The 632-nt window shown below is 55.7% G+C and carries 1 protein-coding gene; it reads right to left on the reverse strand.

All coding sequences use genetic code 11. The annotated features are described in order from the left end of the window. Window positions 1-632, reverse strand: a 632-nt coding sequence (locus KQJ18_RS24310; protein WP_275945720.1) for a heme biosynthesis HemY N-terminal domain-containing protein, incomplete at both ends; no start/stop codon positions are given.

Genomic DNA, 632 nt, shown 5'->3' on the forward strand with positions numbered 1-632 from the left:
TGGAATGATATCCAGTAACGAACTCCATGCGCCGGTGCGAATGTAGGCTTGCTCAGCCAGACGCAGCACTTCCGGATGACGCGGCGTCACCTCCAGCAGCTTATCTACGCTGTGGCGCGCGGCGTGATTTTCATTACGCGCCAGTTGCAGACGAACGCGAGCGATTTCTACCGGGATCGTATCATTCCCGGCCAGTTCAGCTGCACGCTCAAGGTGTTGATTCGCGCGCGCTTCATCGCCACGTTGCTGGGCCGCTTCTGCTGCCAGCAGGTAATTCACTACCGGTTGCTCAGCGTGATCGGCGTTTTTCGACATCAGCTTTTCAACCTGCTGATAATCGCCTTCCGCCAGTTTGAGCAGCGCTTGTTCAGTCTGCTTGCGGGCGCGGCGACGTTTACGGCCGACAAACCATCCGCGGGTATGCGCGCCGGTGCGGAAAATTCGGCGCAGCAGCCATTCAATCGCAAACAGGACGACCATCGCGACGATCAGGATGATCACCAGGCCCGTCACGCTGGTTTCAATGTTGTAATTATCGGTTTGGATCAGCACGTAGCCCTGATGACCGGCAATCATTGGACCAACGACGATCCCGGCAATCAACAGTACAAAGAGTAATAATACTTTTAGCA

It is taken from the genome of Citrobacter sp. S55_ASV_140 (genome assembly GCF_018919505.1).
GTDB classification, from domain to species: Bacteria; Pseudomonadota; Gammaproteobacteria; order Enterobacterales; family Enterobacteriaceae; genus Citrobacter; species Citrobacter werkmanii.